Source organism: Staphylococcus sp. TCBT05, assembly GCF_055179755.1.
This window is the reverse complement of record NZ_JBUQDQ010000005.1, coordinates 897,185-921,661: the sequence shown is the minus strand read 5'-3', so window position 1 is coordinate 921,661 and position 24,477 is coordinate 897,185. Positions and strand designations below refer to the sequence as shown.

The 24,477-nt window shown below is 32.3% G+C and carries 18 protein-coding genes; 3 read left to right on the top strand and 15 right to left on the bottom strand.

The genetic code is table 11. The features are described from left to right. Positions 1 to 165 precede the first annotated feature (165 nt). On the top strand, positions 166 to 435 hold the full coding sequence (locus ACY191_RS04075; RefSeq protein WP_042740274.1) for a DUF1413 domain-containing protein: 270 nt from the start codon (positions 166 to 168) through the stop codon (positions 433 to 435). A gap of 234 nt (positions 436 to 669) precedes the next feature. Here the strand turns inward: ACY191_RS04075 and ACY191_RS04070 are convergent, their stop codons facing one another. The 14 genes from ACY191_RS04070 to ACY191_RS04005 form a co-directional block, all read right to left on the bottom strand. Further along, entirely contained in the window at positions 670 to 861 is a 192-nt protein-coding gene (locus ACY191_RS04070) for a hypothetical protein (RefSeq protein WP_042740275.1), read from the bottom strand. 205 nt (positions 862 to 1,066) lie between these two features. Then, positions 1,067 to 2,860, bottom strand: coding sequence for a beta-glucuronidase (gene uidA / locus ACY191_RS04065; RefSeq protein WP_229366552.1), 1,794 nt, complete (start codon positions 2,858 to 2,860; stop codon positions 1,067 to 1,069). 46 nt (positions 2,861 to 2,906) lie between these two features. After that, the gene (locus tag ACY191_RS04060) at positions 2,907 to 4,310 is read right to left on the bottom strand and encodes a glycoside-pentoside-hexuronide (GPH):cation symporter (RefSeq protein ID WP_042740277.1); all 1,404 of its coding nucleotides are present in this window, start codon (positions 4,308 to 4,310) and stop codon (positions 2,907 to 2,909) included. Between the two features lie 501 nt (positions 4,311 to 4,811). Then, positions 4,812 to 6,026, bottom strand: a complete 1,215-nt coding sequence (locus ACY191_RS04055) for a helix-turn-helix transcriptional regulator (RefSeq protein ID WP_042740278.1) — start codon at positions 6,024 to 6,026, stop codon at positions 4,812 to 4,814. 99 nt (positions 6,027 to 6,125) lie between these two features. Continuing rightward, entirely contained in the window at positions 6,126 to 7,484 is a 1,359-nt protein-coding gene (locus ACY191_RS04050; protein ID WP_042740279.1) for a gluconate:H+ symporter, read from the bottom strand. Positions 7,485 to 7,698: 214 nt separating this feature from the next. Continuing rightward, positions 7,699 to 9,240, bottom strand: coding sequence for a gluconokinase (gntK, locus tag ACY191_RS04045; protein WP_042740280.1), 1,542 nt, complete (start codon positions 9,238 to 9,240; stop codon positions 7,699 to 7,701). A 36-nt stretch (positions 9,241 to 9,276) separates the two neighbouring features. Beyond that, a complete protein-coding gene (locus ACY191_RS04040; protein WP_042740281.1) occupies positions 9,277 to 9,957 on the bottom strand; it encodes a GntR family transcriptional regulator in 681 nt (226 codons plus the stop codon). Between the two features lie 160 nt (positions 9,958 to 10,117). Further along, positions 10,118 to 10,825 (bottom strand): MerR family transcriptional regulator, encoded by a 708-nt coding sequence (locus ACY191_RS04035; RefSeq protein WP_229366551.1) that lies wholly within the window; start codon positions 10,823 to 10,825, stop codon positions 10,118 to 10,120. Between the two features lie 132 nt (positions 10,826 to 10,957). Then, entirely contained in the window at positions 10,958 to 11,653 is a 696-nt protein-coding gene (locus tag ACY191_RS04030) for a GTP pyrophosphokinase (protein ID WP_042740283.1), read from the bottom strand. 170 nt (positions 11,654 to 11,823) lie between these two features. Continuing rightward, positions 11,824 to 12,237, bottom strand: a complete 414-nt coding sequence (locus ACY191_RS04025) for a DUF2188 domain-containing protein (RefSeq protein ID WP_107512944.1) — start codon at positions 12,235 to 12,237, stop codon at positions 11,824 to 11,826. Between the two features lie 268 nt (positions 12,238 to 12,505). Then, complete coding sequence (locus tag ACY191_RS04020) at positions 12,506 to 14,437, bottom strand: FUSC family protein (protein WP_229366550.1); 1,932 nt, start codon at positions 14,435 to 14,437, stop codon at positions 12,506 to 12,508. 348 nt (positions 14,438 to 14,785) lie between these two features. After that, the gene (gene budA, locus ACY191_RS04015; RefSeq protein WP_107579587.1) at positions 14,786 to 15,484 is read right to left on the bottom strand and encodes an acetolactate decarboxylase; all 699 of its coding nucleotides are present in this window, start codon (positions 15,482 to 15,484) and stop codon (positions 14,786 to 14,788) included. A 154-nt stretch (positions 15,485 to 15,638) separates the two neighbouring features. Next, the gene (locus ACY191_RS04010; protein ID WP_107512941.1) at positions 15,639 to 15,926 is read right to left on the bottom strand and encodes a putative quinol monooxygenase; all 288 of its coding nucleotides are present in this window, start codon (positions 15,924 to 15,926) and stop codon (positions 15,639 to 15,641) included. Positions 15,927 to 15,989: 63 nt separating this feature from the next. Next, the gene (locus ACY191_RS04005; protein ID WP_229366549.1) at positions 15,990 to 17,267 is read right to left on the bottom strand and encodes an MFS transporter; all 1,278 of its coding nucleotides are present in this window, start codon (positions 17,265 to 17,267) and stop codon (positions 15,990 to 15,992) included. A 254-nt stretch (positions 17,268 to 17,521) separates the two neighbouring features. Between ACY191_RS04005 and uptA the strand changes: the two genes are divergently transcribed. Further along, a complete protein-coding gene (uptA, locus tag ACY191_RS04000) occupies positions 17,522 to 18,130 on the top strand; it encodes an undecaprenyl phosphate transporter UptA (protein ID WP_042740289.1) in 609 nt (202 codons plus the stop codon). Between the two features lie 1,752 nt (positions 18,131 to 19,882). Next, entirely contained in the window at positions 19,883 to 21,835 is a 1,953-nt protein-coding gene (locus ACY191_RS03995) for a fructose-1,6-bisphosphatase (protein WP_229366548.1), read from the top strand. 400 nt (positions 21,836 to 22,235) lie between these two features. On the opposite strand, the gene ACY191_RS03990 is transcribed toward ACY191_RS03995, so the two are convergent. Continuing rightward, positions 22,236 to 24,011, bottom strand: coding sequence for a cation:proton antiporter (locus tag ACY191_RS03990; RefSeq protein ID WP_182475102.1), 1,776 nt, complete (start codon positions 24,009 to 24,011; stop codon positions 22,236 to 22,238). Positions 24,012 to 24,477: the final 466 nt, after the last annotated feature.

Below are 24,477 nucleotides of genomic sequence, written 5' to 3'. Positions count from 1 at the left end.
ACACATCCTTCTAAATTTAATAATTAACGCCTACTTATTGTGCCTATTTTATCATTTCATATTTTTTATATAAACGAATTAGTGTCATTCCATTATTAGAATATAGTTGCTAATAAGTATATAATAGAGGTAACTATTGATGTTCTTAAAAAGGAGGATGGATATATGGAGTTTGAACAACGACTTGCAACGTTACGAGCAGCACGCGCCAGAACCAGTTTTTCCTTTAGATTTGAAGATTTATTTGAAACAGATGAGTGGTTAAATATGACTTTAAAAGCACGTATGCACGCCGAAAAATCATTCAGAAACTTTATAACAAAGCATGACACACTGCGTATACCTTATGCATCAGAAGAACATATTCGCATGAGAATGTATAATTCTGTATACGAATACAACGAAATCAAGCATAACTTTAAGGCATATGTTTAACGCATCAGTCAATTTCCTAACTCATAAATTTGTTGCTGTTATATAACAAAAAGCCTACATGAACTAAATATTTAGTTCATGTAGGCTTTTCTACTATTCTTGGGCGTATAATAAATCATGAAAGGTGATACTAGGGAGAAAAATATGCAAATCATTTACAACTGTCGTTTGTGCTGTGGGCATACAGCTGACACTTACAAACATGCACACTTTCCTTTAGATGTCTACAGGGTATTAACTACTTACTAATTGAGACTTTTCCATGCCGTACTTGTATAACTTTTCAGCATCTATATAAGATATATAATCAATACTTCTGTATCCATCTTTAATGTCATTAATGATACCTTGATTTACACCAGTATGTGTGTAAATGTCATAACTGCTTTCATTTGAAAAAATAACTTCTTCAATTACTTTTCTCATCTTAATCACTCCGTATTTTTTCATTCGTTAAGCTTTTATCTCTTCTCTACACTTAGTATTCTACGCCATGCTTACAAAGATTTAAAGTATTTTGTGATTGTTTTCACATAATTATCACTTTTACTCAATTCTAATTAAAATTGATAGGTATATTGTTTGACAGGTATGTTATCAATTTCACAATGTTTTTTCGCTCAAGGAATCCCTACCCTTTATAACCAAAGTCAGGTATATTACACCATCTTTTTCTTAAGTAATGTGCCACTGCTTTCGGTCTTCTTTCACGTGTAAATATACCTTTCTTATTGCCTTGCACTCTAATAATGCCACTTGAAGTTTCAAAATCTGCAAAATTCCAAGTCTGTTCACCAATAAATTGAGGATATTGATCAATAACTTCGTGATTTGCTTCGTAATAACGCACTTGATATTCTTCTGTAAATAATTCATCATTAACTGAATGCAAGCCTGCTAGTGTGTCTGCGCCATACTCTGTAAACATAATTGGCTTATTCGGCTGTTTTTCACTCCAACCATCAAGTTCTTGCTTCAATGCTTTTTTAGCAGCTTCTAAATCTCCAGTTTGCGTATACCAACCATAATAACGATTTAAACATAACACATCGACTAAATCTTGTACTTGGCAAACATCCGGTTGTGCCGTCAATAATGTGACAATCGTTACAGGACGTTGCTGTGGATCACAAGATCTCGCCAAGTTAATTAGTGGTTCGAAATATGCTTTCGCACCTTCTTCTGTAGATGCTGGTTCATTTGCAATAGACCACATCACGACACAAGCATGATTCTTATCACGAGCAATCAATTCTCTAATAACTGATTCATGCGCTTCTTTAGTACCTATTTCTTTAAAGGTCTTACGATGTTCAATACCAGTTAATAATGTATCAAAGTTTAAGTGAACACCTACACCCGTTGTCTCATCGATAACGACAATACCTTGCTCATCCGCTAGACGCATCATTTCCTCTGAATACGGATAATGTGAAGTTCGGAATGAATTTGCACCAATCCATTTTAAAAGGTTTAAATCTAATACATTACCTACTTCATTTATACCGCGTCCATGATAATACGTGTCTTCATGCTTACCGAAACCTTTGAAATAAAATGGTTGATCATTAATTAAGAATTGGCCATTATCTACCTTTACAGAGCGAATACCTAAACGTTCTGTATAAGTATCAATTAATTTATTATCTTCATATAATGAAACTTCAAATTGATATAAATACGCATTTAATGGTTGCCACAAATGAGGATGGTCTACCGTTATTGTTCCTTTTTGTCCCGTTGTTTCTGTGACAACATTGTTTGCTTCATCTAATAATCTAATACGAATATCTGTAGCGTTTTTGTTAGTCATAATATTAAAATGGACTTGTGCGGTATCCTTTGACACTTCGGGAACTAAGACAATATCTTCAATATATGTTTTCGGTGTTGTATAAAGTTTTACAGGTCTATGTAACCCTGCATAGTTAAAGAAATCAAAGTTTGGTGTATTCGTTTTAACCTTTTTACCATGTTCATCAATCGTTTCTTCATATTTTCCTACTGGAAGGGTTGTTTCATCTAAAATATTATTTACACATACTGATAATCTATGTTTCCCTGTTGAAAGTCTATGATCTAACTCAGCTTCAAATGGCAAGAATCCGCCTTTATGCGATACAATTGCTTGACCATCAATATATACAGTAGCTTGATGTGTTGCTGAACCAAATCGTAAGACGATTCTCTCATCTTGCATCATTTCTGGAATAACAATCGTACGCTCATACCAGACATTGCCTACATGATTTCTTATTTTAGCATCTACCCCTTGATCATTATATGAACCTGGAACTGCCATCACTAATTCCGTGTCGAGTGGTTTTGAGATATCAACCGGTGACGCATCATCTTCTAATTTAAAGTTCCAAATCCCATTTAAATCAATAATTTGACGTTTTTCATTTATTACTGGATATAACATCTCGTGTTGCTCCTTTCATTTATCAAAACAATTTACAATATTACAATTACAATTCTTCTCTAAGTGCTAACTCCTTAACGATTTGCTTGTGACGTTTATCAGTCAATGGATATGCAAAGAAGAATAATATTACGGCAATGAGACAGGCCGTTCCTGGAACAACAAAGTATAATACTTTTAGCCCTAATAACGTGCCAGCCGTTTGAGTTTCATTTGGCACATAACCAATGAGCATTAACGATAATCCAGGTAAGAAACCAGCCAATGCCTGTGATACTTTTCTTGTAAAGCTATAGCTAGAATAAATAATACCTTCAGATCTCATACCAGACTGCCATTGTCCATATTCAACTACATCCGCTATAAATGCCCAAGTAACTGTATTCGGTATAACTAGGAATAATTGTGCAATCGTGTTTAACACTAGAAACGGAATTGCTTCATTGGCAAATAGTGTGAAGGTGAAAAATTGTAAAATTACAAACCCTGAAACACCAATGATTGCCGTCATCTTCTTGCCTACTTTTTTACTTAAGAAAGTAGTAATCAATAAGCCTGGAACAAGAACAAGAAAGTTCAATGTACTTACAATACCGACTAAATTAGGTTCTCCGAGGACATATTGGAAGTAATATAGCTGAGATGACTGTTGGAGGAATAAAGCCATGATTGTTAATAGTGTATATATAGCAAGAATCAAGAATGGTCTATTTTTCAGTAAGTCTTTAAAAGCTTTACGACCTAGACCTTTTTCCTTAGGTCTTTCAACAGTATGTCTCTCTTTAACACCTTTGTAACAAATAATATGGAATATAACACCACAAATCGCTAACACACCTACTGCGATAGGATATCCTGTGGCATGATTCGGAAAAAGATTAACCATTGGAATGATTACGATACCTGAAATAAACATTGCGCCTTGTGAACCTAAGTTACGAAAGACAGATAATTGTGTACGATCATCCGCATTAATTGTCATAGATGCAGATAATGAACCATACGGAATATTAACAAATGAATACGCCATATTGAATAACATATATGTAGCAAAAGCCCATATAACTTTACCGGTATAACTAATATCAGGCGATATAAATGTGATAACGGTCAATATAGCTAAAGGTATCGTGCCATATAAAATAAATGGTTTGAATTTACCTTTTTTACCAAAATTACGCCTATTATCGACCATCGTTCCAACACCAGTATCAACAAATGCATCAAATATTTTTGAAACTAAGAATACGAGACCACCATAGAAAGGAGAAATACCAAGAATATCTGTAAAAAACTTGAGCAAATAGATTTGTCCCATATCAAACATCATTCCGTTACCTAAGTCTCCAAAACCATAGGATAACTTCTCTTTAAACTTTAACCTTGGTGCTTCAATTTCTTTAAATTTCTTTAATTTCCTACTAGTTGGTTTCAATTTTGCTGTAACCATAATGATTACCTCTTTCCCTATAAACAAAATACCGTACATTTCACTTCTGCAAATTTTGTTTAATAGATTGTTTTTGTTAGCGATTGTGGCCAGCAATCTAATCTAGGTATATAGTTGTAAGCGTTTTCTTATATACCTAAATTTTTTTATCTCTCACATAAGCTATTTTATGATCTAATCAAATCCCCATAGACTATATATTTGAGATCTTAAGTTCATTATATTTTTTCCATTGTAAGACTTCAACGAAAAATAACAACGTTGTTATTTTCTGTAAAAATTTAAATATAGTAAATCCATTTATTTTTACATGCTTAAGTTCGATGGTTACTATACTTATCACTATCTTCAATAACAGAAAGATTCAATCGTTTTTTTAATGGCTCTTTGATTCTAAAATCATGTTATGTTGTCAATTCTCCCATTGTATATCTATATTTTATTGAATCATTGATATTTTTATAAAAAAATTAACATAAATAGCAAAATCACATCAGGATGTTAATTCCATCCTCTCTGCTCCATTCGAAATCTCAATGGTGTAATACCATAATATTTTTTAAAGCATTGTGTAAAATAACTTTGTTCGCTAAAGCCAACATGTTTAGCGATTTCTGAAATTGACATTTTCGTCCTCAGAATTAAATCGTGACCTTTTTGCAATCTCAATTCTAGAATAAATTGTGAAATTGATTTATGTAGTTCATGGTTAAATACCCGCGATAAATAACTTGGAGCTAAATCGACTTGTTGTGCTAACAGTTGTAATGTCAGTTGTTGATTCAAGTTACTTTCAATGTATTGAACAACTTTGCTAATTTTCGGACTGTATTCATTGGCTTTGATTTTCATTGCGGCTTCTGCATAATCGATTACCAATGATTGGATATGTTCATTGATTTCATGTATATCTCTCGTCTGATGTATTCGTTTAGCATACTTTGCAGATAATTCATCTATTTTTATGAGATTTACGCCTGCCCTTTCAATAGCTTTTCTGCATAGTGTATTTAATAAAAATGCTTTATATTGCTCATTTGATATCGTATCATCTGTCCTTCGTAATCCAACTACTGATAAATTAATATATTTTAAAATAGCTAATGCCTCGTGAACATTGCCATATTCTACAGCAGTCAGCAATTGGTTTTCTAACTTATAGCGATATTCTAAGTCTTCCACAGCATAATCCATTTGTGCTCGTGTTTCTGCAATACCCGCTTCACTCATATGAAATTTAAAATCAATCTGCTCAATTTCATATAAAGTATTTCTATTTTTCAAAAATTGTATTGCTAATCGACATAACTTTTTTGCTTTAACATGATGACATAACGGTATTTTTAATAAATATTGCTTTAATATACCATTATGCGAACTTGCGATATTCAACTGTTCTAAAATATCGAAGCATTGCTGCTCATTTGGACGATGTTCAATATATGGACCAATAATATAAATCCGCTTATACTTTTTAAATTTAAAGAGCAAAAAATTTATCCCTAACCGATTACAATAGTGATAAATTTTATTACTGTTCATATTTTGTAAAAAAATCTTTAATTCATGCTTAAAGCTCTTCCGTTTTGTATTGGTAAAAGGCGTTTTTATCTTATTTGTTACACCTTTTAAATCTTCTTGCTCAAATGCTTCTAATTGAATTCCCAATAATTGTTGTGCATGTGCTTGTAATATATCTAAAGTTTCTTCATTCAAAAAAACACCCCATTCCTATGATTTCATTATAGCGAAAAAATAAGAATGAGGTATATATTTTTTATATTTTGTATAAAGTCATAAAATAACAAATTATTTTTATACAAATAGACTAAGTAACAAGATGAATACTAACCCTGAAACAGAAATAATCGTTTCTAATAATGACCATGTTAAGAAAGTTTCTTTTACAGTTAAACCAAAGTATTCCTTGAACATCCAGAAACCAGCGTCATTAACATGTGATAGTATGACACTACCTGCTCCAATAGCTAATACTACTAAAGAAACATTAACGTCTGATGCTTGCAATAATGGTAATACAATACCTGTAGATGATACTGCAGCAACAGTAGATGAACCAAGTGCAATACGTAATACGGCCGCTACAATCCATGCTAATAATATAGGTGACATTTCAGATCCTTCAAACATCTTAGCAATGGTATCACCAACACCACCATCTATTAAGACTTGTTTGAATGTACCGCCACCACCAATAATTAGTATCATCATACCGATTGGATAAATTGCATTGGACACTGAATCCATAATATCTGCATTCTTACGACCTTGTTTAATACCCATAGTGAAAATTGCAAACAATACTGCAATTAACATTGCAGTTCCAGCTGTACCAATAAAGTAGACAACAGATTCAAAGCCATTTTTTGCCTCTTCATGTCCAGTTACTAATTGAACAATTGTAGATAGTAACATTAATATAACTGGAGAAACAGCTGTTAATAAACTAATACCAAAACCAGGCATTTCTGATTCTTTAAATTCTTTTTGTGCACCTAGAGATGAAATATCGCCTTCACGTTTATATGCAGATGGTGTGATTTTTTGTGCTATTTTATTAAAAATTGGACCAGCAATAATTGTTACAGGAATGGCTATAATAATACCATATAACAGAACATGCCCTAAATTTGCTTTTAATTCTTTAGCAATGACAACAGGACCTGGATGTGGTGGTAAGAAACCATGTGTAACTGATAATGCCACAACCATTGGTAGTCCCAATTTCAATTGTGAAACGTTCGCACGTTTAGCAATTGTAAATACTAATGGAATTAATAATACTAATCCTACTTCAAAGAATAATGCAATCCCAACAATAAAGGCTGCGATGAGCATAGCCCACTGCACGTGCTTTTGACCAAACTTATTAATCAATGTATCGGCAATTCGTGTAGCACCGCCACCATCGGCTAGCAATTTACCTAGAATTGCTCCTAAACCAAAGATAAGTGCAATGTGACCTAATGTACTGCCCATACCATTTTCAATTGTTTCAATTATTTTATCTAAAGGCATACCTAGTAATATTGCAGTGACAATTGACGTAATGATTAGTGAAATAAATGTATTCAATTTTAAAAATATAATTAATCCCAATAATACTATAATCCCTATTACCACAGTGATAAGTGGCCAGATCATTTCAAACATAATCGTTCTCCCCTTCCAGATTCAAACACAAAATACAATTTAAAGTAATTCATTTAATGTTTGATAACGCTTTCTTTTCCTTGTAAAATTTTTTCTTACTATCATTCAATTTATTATTAAAGGTATAGTCCAGAAAACGATTGATTCTATGTATTTATCATATAAAATCTTAACGTTTTCTAACTACCTTCTTATTGCATTAATACATCGCTTCTTAATCTGTCATATGCTCACGTTGGAAATTGGCAATTTCAGTATATCTTTCTTCCAGTGAACGGCTTAAATTTATGAAAATACTAATTAATTGTTGATAAACCTTAACATTTTCTTGATTTGGCGCATGTGCATTAGTCGTACCAACCATTTCTTCAATAATTGAGAAGTCTTCAATTTCACCGAGTGCTTTTAATCCAAGTACACAAGCACCGAGACAAGAGCTTTCATAACTTTCAGGTACAATTAAATTCGTATCAAATATATCTGCCATCATCTGACGCCACACTTCACTTTTGGCAAATCCACCGGTTGCTTTAATAGTAGATGGTGTTTCATTCATAACTTCAATGAGCGCTAAATAAACAGTATAAAGATTATATAAGACGCCTTCTAACGCAGCTCTAATCATATGTTCTTTCTTATGCGACAATGTCAAACCAAAGAATGAACCACGTGCATCAGCACTCCAAAGTGGTGCACGTTCACCAGCTAAATAGGGATGGAATATTAAACCTTCTGCTCCTGGTTTAACGCGGCTCGCAATTTTAGTTAGCACATCATATGGATCCACTCCCAAACGTTTAGCAGTCTCAACTTCACTAGCTAACATCTCATCACGCAACCATCGAAGTACGACACCACCATTATTAACTGGTCCACCAATGACATAGTGATCTTCAGTTAATACATAGCAGAAGATACGTCCTTTATAATCTGTTCGCGGCTTGTCTATTACCGTTCGAATGGCGCCTGATGTACCAATTGTCACTGCCACTTCTCCTTTTTTGTAAGCATTAACTCCTAAATTTGATAACACACCATCACTCGCACCAACGATTACTGGCGTGTCTGGATCAATGCCCATTAGCGCAGCATATCTATGTTTCATACCTTTAAGTATATGTGTCGTTGGAACAATTTCAGGTAACTGTTCTTCCGTTATACCTAATAATGATAATGCTTCTGTATCCCATTTTAATGTTTCAAGATTAAACATTCCCGTAGAAGACGCCATCGATTGATCAATTACAAATTTTTCAAATAAGTGATAAAAGATATACGTCTTAATATCAGCAAACATTGCTGTTTGATTAAATATTTCTTGTTGTTCGTGTTTCATCCAAAAAATCTTTGCTAGTGGAGACATTGGATGTATCGGTGTTCCTGTTCTTTTGTATATTTCAATACCATTATGTTCATTTTTTATGATATCTGCATATTTACTTGCACGATTATCAGCCCAAGTCAGATTTTCAGTTAACCTTTGATTACTTGCATCCATTGAGATTAAACTATGCATTTGTGCACTAAAGGAAATTAACTTCAAATCTTCTTTCGCAATATTCGCTTCACGCATTACATATTTAATTGTCATCAACACGGCATCAAACAATTCATCTGGATTCTCTTCTGATACATCTACATTAGGTGTATGTAATGGGTATCCAATATTATGTTTCATGATAAATTGACCTTTTTCGTCATAGAGTACTGACTTAGTACTTGTTGTTCCAATATCTACACCTATCATATATTTCATGATATTTCCTCCTATTTCCTTTTAAGCTACATTTGATTAGCTCAACCAAAAGCTATCGATGTCTTCTCCTACATCATCAAAATTCAAATGAAAGGCCTCTCTTAACTTAATTGCATCTTGATTTGCTATGGCCTCTACAAAAACTTCATGGTTTTTATGGATACGTTCGAAATCTTCCGGATCTTCTGCCATACGTCGTCTCATTGACAATAAGATTAATGCTTCCATCACTGGCTTTAAATTATTCCAATATGTCTTTAAATATTGATGTTTAGACGCTAATATCGTCACCTCATGAAACTTCATATCATGTTCAGTAAATGCTTCTGCATCTTCAAATTGAACTGCTACTTTCATCATTTCTAATTGCTTTCGTAATTCTTTAACAATTGCATCATGATTTAGCGATTTGATACGACTAAATGCAAATGACTCTAGCATAATTCTTAAATCATAAAGTTCTTTCTTTTCTTTATCTTCAAATGGTAATACTTCTGCACCCATTCTCTCTAAATTGATTAATTGATCTTGCTTTAATAATTTAAAAGCATCTCGAACTGGAGATCGACTTACATTAAATTCTTTGGCAATCTGATTTTCGGTTAATAGTGTATCTGTTTTAATTGTGCCAGCAACGATTCTTAATCTAATTTCAGCAGCGATAGCCTCACCTTTAGAAACACCCTCTAACCATCTTTCAGGATATTCATAAGTCATATGAACGCACCTCTTAATTCGGTTAATATACTTGTATACAAGTATGGTAATACACAACAATCAATATTGCAAGCGTTTGCAAACGTATCATTATGAGTTGCTAAAACTAAAAAGACCGAAATACCGGTCATTCAACTCGATATTTCGGTCCATAAATTTTTTATTTTTTTATAGCTATACAATCATTTGTTTCAAAACAGTTTGGACATTTAAGCGCTCTAGTCTTAGGCGTATGTCTTGCTAATGTCCATGTTATAAATTCTGGAATAAATTTCTGCTGGCAATTTGGACATAAATATTCTACACTTTTGTAATATTTATATGTAAATGCTGTAGTGATTAAGAAAAATGGTGGTAAATTAAATAAGATAGGTTTCCAACTTTTTTTATACATACTATAAATAACAAAACTATATTGAGCTACAAACAAGGTAATTAATTTAGAAGTCAATGCCATTGGCAATTTCCTATGTTTCGTATTTTCTTTTATATATTGCTGTGTATCAATTAATTTAGTGTATGATTCTGTGCTACCTTCGCTAATATATTTTTGATACTGTTTCATCTCTCTCTCCAATGTCTGTAACTCGTGTATCTCTTCTTCAACTTGTACTAGCTTTTCATTTATTAATGCTCTGATAACATTGAGTTCAACCTTTTCATCAAACAACAACTTAATATCTTTTAATTTAAATCCAAAGGACTTAAGTATGAGTATCATTTCTAATTTTTCTTTACTATTTTTATCAAAATAGCGTCTTCCATTATTTGAACTCGCATTTAACAATCCTTTATTATCATAATATTGTATAGTTCGAACAGAAACATTACATATTTTTGCTAAGTCACCTGTTTGATATAACGTCATATAACAACCTCCTTACTGATCATCCTAATATATAACGCTACGTAATAAACAAGGGATTCATAAAAAAAGTTAGCAAGTTCAAATTACCTAACTTACTAACTGCTTACAATTATGCGTAATTATTTATTTTGATTAGACATCAAATACTTCTGTTCTGATGTTTTGCATCTTACCTTCTACGGCAGTGATGTCATTTGCACACTGCTTTAAGACCGAACGATATTTTTCTGTATTTGTATCATTTTTATAGCGTATTTTATGTTCCAAACTAGCCCACATATCCATACCAATCGTTCTAATTTGAATTTCTACAGGTACTGTCTCTAGAGAATGTGCTAAAAACACAGGAACAGAAACGACAATATGCAAACTACGATAGCCATTATCTTTAGGATTTTGTATATAGTCTTTCCGTTTAATCAACTTTACATCATCTTGTTTTAACAATAGTGACTCAATAACATATATATCATCAATATAGTTACAAACAACACGAATACCTGCTATATCTTGGATATATTCTTTCGCAGATTCTGATGATATCTCACATCCCTTGCGCTTTAACTTCTGAATCAAACTCCGCAACTCTTTCACACGACGCTCCATATGATGGATTGGATTATGTTTATATAATTGCTGAAAATGATCATCTAGAATATCCAACTTGGTACTAATTTCTTTTAATGCAGATGAATATAATTGTTCTAACTCTACAAAGCCAATTAACATATCAAAGGCAGAGTCAGTGTTATTAAATTGTCCGAGACTCTCTTTGAAATCTTCTTTCAAATCTTCAATATTTAGTGAAGATTTTCTTTCCATATACATGCATTGTGCCTCCATTTAATACAATCGTAATACCATCTCATCTTTTTTAATTACGACCACTATTTAATTACTAAATTTCACTTATATAATTAACTCATATTATTAAAATATTTATGTCATTACTTTATCATCTTGTAAAATGAAACATTATTTTACAATACAAATTCATATTATTCATCTTTTTTATGCTCAATTATTTCTGTCTGTCTATTATCAGCAATGTTACGAGCACGCTTCATAGCATCTTCCTTTTTATCAAAACTATCAGATGCTTGCTTTGCACCTTCTGATTTAATTTTCCATACGTCTTCCTCGAAATACACATGCACATCTTGATTATTAAGCTTAGGATTCGCTGAATCATCTTTATCATGTAACGTAATTTTTTTATTTTGCAATTCTTCTAATTCTTCTTTTGTCGCATCTTTATACCAAGATTCTGCTTGTTTCGTTGCAATAGGAATAGCACGATCTTCTTTATATCCATCTTTTAACATTGCATTACCGATATCAATTGCTTTTTTACGTTCTAGTTTATCTAGATTCTTCCAACTTTGAGGATAGTCATCCATAGTCCAAGGCATAAAAAAACTCCTATCTCTTGTAGTTTTCTTATTAATTACCTCTTTTCTTAATCTATTAAACAGTATTTAAATAACGTCTAAATTATATAATCATTCTATATAGCGACGTTATCTTAGACATCCCTCTCTGTAACCGTACACAAACGGCAGTCTGAGATACCTCACTTACTTTAATTTGTTATGATGAGATATTGCGTGTTACAGGCCAAACAAAAAAAGAGGTCAATCCATGATAAATCATGAATTGACCTCTTTAATGTCTGTCTATTTAATTTGTTGGATGTAGTAGTGAAACATTCTTTCTAGCATTAATACAATTACTTTGGATGTGTTCTAAAGCATTTCTAATATAAGTATATTGAGGTAACATCGGTATTTCTTGAACTTGGATATTAGTGCCTCGTTCAAAATGCTTGGCTATATTTTCGAATATCAGTAAATATTGTGCCATTGTCTCATCTGATATATGATAACGTTGTTCATTACTTAACGCTCTTCTAAATATAAAATTTATCTCTTCTAACGCATATATACTTGGATAATAGTATTGAATTGCATTTTTATTACTAAACAATTCACCGTTTGCACTATTATAAACTTGAATCATATTATTTAACTTTACACTTAGCTTCAACATTTCATTCTTTTCATGTTCAACAGATGCATACTTATTAGATGAAAATAAATAATGAAATACAACTGCTTCATTACGTGTTACATCGGCCAATGTATTTGGCAGCATAGACGAGGCTGTCTTTTTCCCAATGAATAACAAGCAAACAACTGCAATGACGATACCTACAATAACATCAATGATTCTTGGGAATGCAACTTGTATCGACAAATGTTGCGAAGCTAAACCATTTAACAACAGAACCTGTATTGTTATAAATATTACAGCAATAGAATAATTAGCCCCAACTAACATTTCCGTAAATCCAGCAGCTACAGCAAGTAAAATAATAGCCACAGGTATCGGTGGTACTGATAATAGTATGAGCGATAACACTAGCACCCCTAATATTGTCCCAATACCTCTAGCGCCAGCACGTTCAAAGCTTTGTAATGTAGTTGAACCTAATAAAATCGTGTGCGTACTGAGAGGTATCCAATAAGCTTTATCAAAGTCAAACATGAGTGCAATGAAGATTGAAATCGCCATAATCACGGTATAGCGAATGGTACTTCTGAATGTAAATGAATCCAAGGTTAAATTATTAATTAAACGATGGCCATATATTGGCATTCTATAATCAACTTCATGTTCAACACGTTCATTATCAGCATTAATTATTGCATCGACTTTAAATATATTGTCGACTAAGTTTTTGTATTGTGCTTCAAACTCTACTTTTTCTGTCCACTGCTTTCTAACAATACCTTTTGAAAAGACTAATTTAATTACAAAATCAGCCATTTCTTTAATCACATTAGGCAATGGTCGTGCATTTTTTTCATTTAATTCTAGTAATTCTGAGAAGATACCTTGCGCTGTATTATGCAACAATAATATACGCTGAAACCTTGGTGAACCTTTAGATTTAGCGGTACTCGATGTAATTAATTGATTGTCCGAATTCCTAAAGGCTGTAACTGCAAATTGCGATGCCTTTTGAAAGGCGTCTGGATTATCAAAGTTATGTACTAATTGCTTTATCATATTAAAGTCATTTTTTATCGCTTTCATTTCTGCTGTTTCCCGGGAAATAGCGATTGTTAATATCACCATTAAAGTTGCTATTATGCCACCAATAAACATGCATAAACCTCTATATAATGCATCTTCTGGTGCGACAGGTAAATTGATTGGTAAACTGAATGCCACGATAAAGAATATTGAAGAAGGACCTGGTATGTTTAATGAGCTAAAAATGTAGTATGGTATCACAGTGATTATAAGTAGTAACACCCCGAATATGAGTGGTTGATTTACTGTTAAAGTGCCTAACATCATGGCTATAGATAGGCCGACTGTCGAGAATAATACGACTCGCAATTTTGCCTGTGCTGGTCCACCAAACACATAAATATGCGCTAATGTACCTGTAGCTATCAACAAACCAGTTGAAAAATGATTGGTGATATAGCCTACAAACAATGGAATAAGCATTAATATGCATTGCCTAAACCCTTTTGCAACATCGATTTTCATCGTATTAACTTTAATTAAGGATCTTAAATATTTAATCAATGTTGACATAAGCATCTCCTTTTTATTTTTTTGTTATTGTTCTACTACTAAAGCATATATTATAAAGGCTACAAAGACATGTACCATTCACCAATATACTAAAAGCATAGTTTTAATTATTCAGTTGACGCATCGACATTTAAAATAAGCAGTTAAGCTAAGTTAGCGTATAACGCTATCCTACATACTACTAATAACAGTCTTGCGCTTGTCAAAGACGCTATCGTTATATTTTATCACTTTTTTGTTATACTTCTAGTTCTTATAAGAAATATACAATATTGTTTTCAATCTATTGTAAGATAGACTAAGCACGATAATACGTTTACCGGCAGCTATCCTTCGCTCTAATTTATACTATTCAATTTCATTAATATCTTCAGCTACTGTAGAATGATCAATATCCGATTCTAAAAAAGCTTGGTCGTTGACAGGAAAGTGTTGCTCTAGCGTTTCAATATTACTAATTTCTATTGTGCCACTATTAAGTTCAAAGTCCAAGATATGACCACCTACTGTCTTGTCTTCATCTACAAAATGCAAATGGAATCCACTTGCTGCAATCCCATGGAATAATTCTGGAGTATAGAATCCTACCACAGTTCCGTTAATTTGCTCATATACAAATTCAGGTTGTTTATCGGCCGAATATTTAAGTTTGGTGTATGGTTTTTCTTGTTTAGGCATCATGCGCACGTGCATTGTTTCAAACTTACCTGTTATTTTCACGGCAAAGAATATATTTTCACTTGCGGCTTTTCCTTTAATATCTTCTAGCAAACTATCAGCATCTGTAATATGCGGAACGAAATAAGAATAATCTGCTTCGAAAGGTGTTACTGTAGCATATGGTGTACATTCAGACCCTGATAATTTTCTAAATCCACCTAAGGCATCAGCATGATATGCAACGCCATTATCAATGATTACTTCGCCATCACAACCTGTCAATGTACCTATACCAAGATCACCCTTTTTTAATATTTCATCGATAGTTGCTGTTCCGTCTAATATCCCAGCCATTAACGTTCCTAACGTTCCGTGTTGATATAACATAGTAAATTCTCTCCTTATTCAACCCAAAATTAATCACATTACATATAATTCACCTTAAAATTATACACGTTTCAATTTATTTATAATAGTATTGCGCTTATCGCAATAAAAAAAGCCTAGCAACTTTATCTGTTGTCTAGGCTCTCGCACTCAATTATGCTTTATCTTGTAACACTTTAATTTCAGGCTTTTCAACTAAATACTGACTAACTTCTTTGAAAAACTGCTGGAAATGAGCAGAATTATTATGTGCTTCTACTGCCGCTTCATCTTCGTATCGTTCAATAAAAGCAAATGTATTCGGTTCATTTGTTTGTTCAAAATGTTGATAAAATAATGAACCCGATTCGTTATTCGCACCCTCAACTAAAGGTTTAACTAACTCTAAGTAATTTTCGCGTTGTGCTGGATTCACTTTCATAATGGCATTAATTGTAATCATATTTTTCCCTCCTAGGGTAATCAATTATACTCAATTCTTTCCCTATTGCAATGATTACAAACTTTATAAATCTTTTTTATCAATTAACAGTGGTTTATCAGGAGTAACAAAGAACCACATAATAATCGCAAAGATCACTGGGATGATAACCAGTTCAAGCGTCATTGTCCAACCTACAACATCAACCATCATACCTGCAAGTAATGGACTTAATAATGCACCTATGTTCCCCCACAAATTCATCCAACCAGAAACTGAACCTGAGAAATTGCGTCCTAAATCAGTTGCTGCAGCCCAACTCATACCAGTTGCTATACCAATACCACCTAAACATAACGATAGCCAGAATACATTAACAACTAGACTATCTGTTTGTATCGACATAAATAAAGAAATACTAAAGATAATAAACCCAATAATCGCAATAGATGCCCTAGCAACAAAACGAGACTTACCACTTTGTAGTAATTTATCTGAAATCGCACCACCAAAGAGAATCAAAATAAACATAGCGATCCATGGTGCACCAGCTGCCCAAGCCATATCAGGATCACTTAACTTCACATGATATTGTTCTGATAAATAAGTTGGCAACCAAATTAAAAATAATGATACGACAAATTGTACAACGAAATATTGTGCTGCAATCGCATAAAAGCTAAAGCGTTTAAAAAATAATTTCCATGGTGCATTTGACTTTTCAGTCTTAATAACGTCTCGATTCTCAACGATAAAGCGTTTCTCTGCTTCATTCACCATTTTATGTTGCTCTGGTAAATCCTTGGCAATAATCACCCATAAAATAGAGATTAAGATTCCAACGGCACCAAATATATAAAATACTGCTTGCCAACCGAACATATTGACGATGGCAATCGTCACAACTGGAGCAATTACAGGGCCAAAATATGAACCAGCTAATAAAACACTAGACGCGCGCCCTTTTTCTCCTTTAGAAAACCAAAATGAATTGAACACGGCATTCGATGGATACATTGGCGCTTCACCTACACCAAATAAGAAACGCACTGCATATAACACACCGTGATTTTTAACTACACCAGTTAAAATTGTAAATGCACTCCACCATACTAATGCAATAGTTAACATTTTTTTAGAGCCAAACTTTTCCGCTAAAAATCCTGACGGCACTTGCATTAATGCATAACCTAATGAGAAGAACGATGCTAATAAACCAAATTGAGTCTTGTTCATGTGCAAGTCTTCCATCATAGGCCCTGCAATAATAGATATATTTGAACGGTCCATATAAGCAATGACACCTATGATAAAGAACGCTATCGCAAAATACCACCTTATGTTTGATCTTTTCTCTTCCATACACTCTCCACACTTTCTCCCTAAAGTTACAAGTCATCATATGACCTATTGTTTCTCTAGATATTACCACAATGTGTAATCGCTTACAATAAAATTTTTACAAATTTGTTAATATTTATCCTTAGTTAATTCATACTAAAGTAGTACCATTTTTTTCTGCATAGTTTGTAATTTTAGATTATAATAAGGGCATGTGATTTTTAAATTTCATTACATCTGTGATGCTCAATATCAAAGGAGTTTAATGTTTTATTATGGAACAAATATTAACTAGTTTTATTAGTACTTGGGGCTATGTTGCCATAGCTATATTGATTCTTTTAGAAAACATCTTACCTTTTATACCATCTGAAATTATTTTAACCTTTGCTGGATTAATGTCAGTAAAATCAGACCTAACAATCCCAACATTATTTATCATCTCAACTATTTCTTCTTTAGTCGGTTTGCTCGTATTATATTACATTAGTAGACTTGTCTCAGAAGAACGTTTATACCGCTTTGTAGATAAATATGGCAAGTGGATTAAATTAAAGGGTAAAGACGTTGCACGTGCCAATGATTGGTTCAAAAAATATGGTACGCTGGCAGTTTTTATATGTCGCTTTATTCCTGTCTTACGTGTTCTTATTACAATCCCTGCCGGCATCAATAGAATGAACGTTATCATCTTTATGATATTGTCATTAATTGGTACAACAATTTGGAACTTCGCACTTATTTTTCTAGGAAAAATGTTAAGTGGTAGTTGGGATGCATTGATGAATGGTTTACATACATATTCATATATCATGTACGTTATCATTGCACTAGCTATTATTTATGTTCTATTTCGTCTGTTCAAAAAGGATAGAGTAAAATAATTATAAGTAAGTATCTTTGGCAAACTTAAATACTTGTAAAGAGAAGTCTTCTTCATATTAATAAGTGTTTTGAACATCAATTCCAAAAAAATAGCACCCAGATGATTGAATTTATCTGGGTGCTATTTTTATTCATACTATGCGTATTATTAGTTCACTTGTCTAGAATATATCTCAGCCTTAGCTTTTAACTGACCTTGTTCCTTCAAATGCCTCAACAAAAATATTTTGCCACGATAAGGTAATAAAATCATTGAAACAATCTCTGTAGGTGATTTCAATTAGCAATTTAGCGCTACACCATATCATCCAATCACAACTGTCTTAAATTTCTATTCAATTACGTTCGTTATGACTAATGTGACTTAAGCAAATTTATGCAGATTAACTAATAATAACTGATATCCGTCTATCCATATTGAAACAGCCTTTTCACCAACTAAGCTTTTTAACATCTTAATTTTATAAGTAACAATGCCCTAACTAATACAGCAAAAAAGACTAACTTCCCCCTTTGAAGTTAGCCTCAACCGTTCAATTTATTTCTCCCTTTTTAATTAATAATAGTGAATCAGCACCAATTATTAACTTTGACTTACACTTTTCATCATAATTTAACCCATTTTAAATTATAATGTCGCCTAAAACAACTAAAGACGAATGTGTGTCAATTCCATACACCATATTCAAATATAAATGTATAGAATTGAATCAACAGACATGATAATATCCATATTCAATTGACATATGGATGAGATCAAACTGTACCGACCAACAGCTTGAAACTATATGTCTCTGTGACTTATCCTTTCTAAATAAAAAGACACTAAAAAATGTGATTTAAACGTTAATATTTATTGTGCATTTTATATTAACCCAATGCGTAAACGTTCCGTTACAATCTATTACACAACCTTCGCTGACATGAGACTCCGGAATATATGGTAATGTAATAAAGCCTGACCCTTACACAAAGAATATAAATAACCTTCACAATAATTCATACATGATAGTATGATGATACTAACGTTAACTACTATGTATATAGTAAAACCACCTAATTAAATCATAGTAACAATAAATATATAATGAAATGTATGCGCCCAATAACCCCTTATTTAATTGACACATTGCATCACACTATATTTCTAAGGAAAGTATGATTTAAAACTACTACTGAAAAAATTAAGTAATAAGTCCACTCCACTACATTATAATTTAATCAGTATATGTCACCCCAAATGTAAACAGAAAAAATAACTCCCTTATAATTTTGTTACATGCATTTATTATACAAAATTATTAGAATTTTTAAAGTACTCTAAGACATTTTTTTGTAAAAATTCTCCTGTTTTTTTCAAATCAGCAGCTTAAAAGCCGTAACAAAGGCATTCAAAGACGCAAAAACAATCGTTGTAATTATACACTAAAAAGGGATTAAAACACTAATTACATCGGTATAAATAATATATTTCGCAATACCTTTATACAAAATAGCCAATTTTTTATATTTGAGTAACATAGGTGTTTTAAAACGCAGATTATCTTGATAATACGACCATTTTCACTATAATCATTAGCCTTTTCTAAAAAACACATTTTCCAATTCATATTTTAGAATTTATCCTACTTTCATAATATAATATGAACTAGACACAGATAGCGCATTTAATGCTACAATATACTACAAATAAAGAAAACGCTTGCAGTAGTGTTTTTAATGAAAATAAATCAACTGGAGTGACACTAATAATGCCAAGAACAACAGATAAAAGCGTAAAGAGCAGATATTTAGATTTACTTGCAGAACAATTTAACAATAAAGAAGAATTAGCAACAGAAATTATAAATTTAGAATCTATATTAGAATTACCTAAAGGCACTGAACACTTTGTCAGTGATTTACACGGTGAATTCCAATCATTCCAACACGTTCTCCGAAACGGTTCAGGCAATGTTAGATCAAAAATTAATGATATCTTCCAAGATACATTGACACGCAAAGAAATTAATGAATTTGCTGCTCTCGTTTATTACCCTGAGGAAAAGTTGAACCTAATTAAAAATAGCTTTAATTCTAAATCAGAATTAAATGAATGGTATATCACTACGATTAATCGTCTAATCAAATTAATCACATATGCTTCATCTAAATACACACGTACAAAATTACGTAAATCATTACCTAAAAATTATGTATTTATTATTGAAGAATTATTATATAAGAGCAATAAATATAACAACAAGAAATCATATTATGATAAATTGATAAACCAAATCATTGATTTAGAACAATCAGATGACTTAATTATTGGCTTATCATTCACTGTACAACATCTTGTCGTAAACCATTTGCATGTCGTAGGAGATATTTATGATCGTGGTCCAGATCCAGATAAAATTATGGAAACACTCATTAACTACCCTTCAGTCGATATTCAATGGGGAAACCATGATGTCTTATGGATTGGCGCATACGCTGGCTCTAAAGTTTGCCTAGCCAATTTATTGCGTATATGTGCACGTTATGACAATTTAGACATTATTGAAGATGCCTATGGAATTAACTTGCGACCTTTACTAACATTGGCTGAGAAATATTATGACGGTACGAACAAAGCCTTTAAACCTAAAAATTCTGAAGGTTTATCAGACAGAGAATTAGAGCAAATCACAAAAATCCATCAAGCAATTGCCATTATTCAATTTAAATTAGAGGCACCTATTATTAAGAGAAGACCAAACTTTGAAATGGAAGAACGCTTAGTGCTTGAAAGTATTGATTACGATAAAAACGAAGCAACACTCTATGGCAAAACATATCCATTAGAACACACATGCTTCCAAACTATTGATCCTGAAAATCCAAATCAACTTATCGACGAAGAAATAGAAGTGATGGACAAGTTACTATTATCCGTACAACAATCCGAAAAGCTAAAACGCCATATGACATTCTTAATGCAAAAAGGCACATTATATTTACCTTATAATGGTAATCTACTCATTCATGGTTGTATTCCTGTTGATGAACATGGTGAGATGGAATCAATGACGATTGACGGTGTGAAATATTACGGTAGAGAATTGTTAGATCACTTTGAAGCATATGTTAGACAAAGCTTTGATCACAAAGATATTCAAGATGATTTAGCAACAGATCTTGTGTGGTATCTATGGACAGGAAAATATTCATCACTATTCGGTAAACGAGCGATGACTACATTTGAGCGTTACTTTATTGCGGATAAATCAGCACATAAAGAAACAAAAAATCCTTACTATCATCTACGTGAAGATGTTAATATGTGTAAAAAGATGCTTAAAAACTTTGGCCTAGATCCAGAGCAAGGCCATATCATTAATGGTCACACGCCAGTAAAGGAAATCGATGGTGAAAATCCTATCAAAGCTGATGGTAAGATGATTGTTATTGATGGCGGCTTTTCTAAAGCTTATCAATCTACAACTGGCATTGCAGGTTACACATTACTTTATAATTCATTTGGTATGCAACTTGTTGCACATCAACATTTTAATTCAAAGAAACATGTGTTATTAAATGGTGCAGACGAATTATCAATTCGCCGTGTAGTCGATAAAGAACTAAAACGTAAAAAGATTCGTGACACTAATACCGGTGAAAAAATACAAGAAAAAATAAATATTTTAAAAGAACTTATGCACGACCGCTTCGTCCAATAAACAATGAATAAATTATCTAATCATCATCTCATCTTTATTAAACAACTCATTTATAAGTACAGTTTTTTAAAGAGAGCTAACTAATCATTTTATACTTAAGACACCTAATTATTTTAGTTTAGAGTTAGTAACTAAAGTAATCGAAGGTGTCTTATTTTTGCAGTATGACATTGTAAAACTGTAGATAACTAAAATGTGATATGCGTTTAACAAGATTCCTGTGAAAGTAATACACGTTTCGAAGATTCAATTTTCAGATGTTAGCTCCTAATAAAACGTTCCGACATGCAATTAAGCCAGCAAATGAGTGTTCACATAATCATTTACTGGCTTAATTTATAGTATTCAAACCTTAATCGCTATCGTTTCTTTCAAATTCAAGCGAACTAGAGTATTTTATTTAAATATTTTGATGTAAATATGCATCCTTTAAATAACCAATCGTACCACTTTCATGCTCTAATAATTTATTGTTAATACGTTTAAACGTAACTACTTTGTTAGTGCTAATATGATAAAGAATCATATCATTTTCCGTTAATTGATCTTTCTGTTCGATAGGTAATTCTAAAATATTATGCTGCGTTATAAATCGATTAAACCAATGTGCAGTAAAGTTCCAATCGAACAAAATATGATTGCGAATTGGTCCATCTAAATTCGTTCTTGCATGTTCATCACTGAATGACACTGGCATTATATCTACATTATTCAATCCAAACTCTGGTACTAACTCATTAAATGCTAAACTATTAAAGACAAAAGACTGTGTCATCAGTATACATTTATTATACCTTGTCATATCTGCATAAATACGGTCGCCACTTGATAATAAATTCCCTTCAAATACTTCAAAATCTAAATCTTTTGCACGTTTTGATGTATTATCAAATAAATTAAACGTCATCACTGGTATATTATGTTCCCGTAATTTCGCACCTAAATGGAATGAAAATTCACTCTCACCAACGATGATTACACCAGGTGGTTCAGTACTTGATAAATTCATTACTTTACTTAATGGCAAGAAACTAAATCCATAAATCACCACTGTAACAAATACTAGTCCAAAGGTCACAGGCGTGATATATTCCGCCATAGGTGTATTTTTTTCCACAAATAAACCTGCGAAGAATTGAGCTACAGTTAACACTACAATACCTCTTGGAGCCATCATTGACACCATCGCTCGTTCACGCTTTGAAATTTCTGTATTGATCGTTGCCAGTAGAACCGAAATAGGTCTAACTAGAATAATCATAATTGCACAAAATACAAAGAGCTGCCACGAGATTACATTTTTCAAGACATCTAGTGTTAATGATGATGTAATTAAAATAAATACTGTAGATATCATTATGGATGATGTATTTTCTATAAAATGATCTGATTCCTTAAATATTAAATCATGACGTTTCATTCGAGCCATCATCAAACCAAATATTGTAACTGCAAGTAATCCAGATTCTGGTAAAAATTCATCACATATCGCAAATATAAGTAAAATGAATACCAACTGTATAGGTGGCATTAAATTTTGTGGTATTAAATCTCGTTTAATTAACCACATAAATAGATATGATGCAGCAAATCCAATAATTATCGCTACACCTAATCTAAATATAAAACTGAATAAAATAGGTAAATTGAAACCTTGTTCCATAATTTCAAAGATATAGAAAGCCCCTAATGCTAACATAGGACCTATAGGGTCTAAGATAATACTTTCCCATCTCAATATTGAATCTACACTTTTACGCACCTTCGCTTGTTTTAATAGTGGCTGAATCACAGTAGGACCTGTAATTAAAAACAGTCCACCTAAAACTAGGGATATAGACAATGAAAAACCAATAACATAATGCAATGCAACGGCTCCCAATACCCAAGCGATAATTGCACCAATAGTAATAATGCGTATCACTGCTTTCGATATCCCTTTGAGCTCTCTAAAATCTAAATTACTACTTCCTTCAAATAGTATTATAGCAACCGCTAAAGATACCAAAGGGCTAAACACAGATTCTCCTAAACTTTCTTGTGGATTTATCAAGCCAAATATCGGCCCCACCAATAACCCTACAATTGCCATTACAACAATAGATGGCCATTTAATTCGCGAGGCAAACCATTGACTAAATATACCCAACGCTAAAAATATGACAATCACTAACATTAATGGCAAATTTAATAAAGACACATTTACTCCCTCTCTCTATTTATAAAGTTAAACATCTTCACATTTGCATTTTTACTTTTACTCCCAAAAATGCATTAAGAAAATATCCTACCAAAAAATTTCAATTGACGCATTTAAAGAACCTTCATTATCTACCCAAAGTAATAAAATTCAATCAATGGTTTCTAACATTATTTTTTCATTTAAAATTTAAATGAATATTAAATTTTATATTGATATATTAAATTTAACATTATTGTCACAATTAAATGCGAGAACATTGCACTGTATACTATCGTTGTATCCCTTCTATGCTTTGACATTATAACGTATACAACTATTTTTTCAGACCTTTACAATAGGGTTTCATAATTCTATAATTATTATGAATTTTTTATTAAATCAACATTTATTTTCGAAATGAGATGACTCTATTGAAGTATTGAAATTATATTGCCACAGG